General features: G+C 35.5%; 1 pseudogene. It reads right to left on the bottom strand.

Annotation, left to right across the window (positions count from 1 at the left end):
- Positions 1–167: pseudogene (locus tag PSH54_RS20660) on the bottom strand (histidine kinase); the annotation flags it as partial.
- Positions 168–434 lie beyond the last annotated feature (267 nt).

Here is a 434-nt window from a genome sequence, read left to right as displayed (position 1 = left end):
CCAAATAAACTGCATGCCCCACCTTCACCTAGCTCAGGAATTTGGTATTCCCAACGCACGGCTGGTGCAGCATTTTTATTTAGGTATTGCTCAAGCTTTTCTAGCTCAGCGTGAATTAACTGTGGCTCAACATTAAGTTGAGCATACTCTAAGTAAGAATTAACCATTTGGACGTCCATACATCTATAATGCCGAAATAGTAGCATGGATGTTTTTATAGCGCTAGCCAATTTAAAGCGCTTTTTTAAAATCTTTAAACACTTTTATTCATAGATATAATTGTGGTATTTAAACAGGTTGTTTTATCTTTGGGGGCATTAAAAGGTGTTCAGCTTTGGTGCAAAAATTACGCCTTTGCTTCACAAATTTGTTATTATTTGCCGCATTATTATATTCAATCTTAAGTAGGTTAATTATGAGTGATAGTCACTTAG

It is taken from the genome of Pseudoalteromonas sp. Angola-30 (assembly GCF_028599215.1).
Classification (GTDB): Bacteria; Pseudomonadota; Gammaproteobacteria; order Enterobacterales; family Alteromonadaceae; genus Pseudoalteromonas; species Pseudoalteromonas atlantica.
This window is presented reverse-complemented; position numbering and strand designations above follow the sequence as displayed.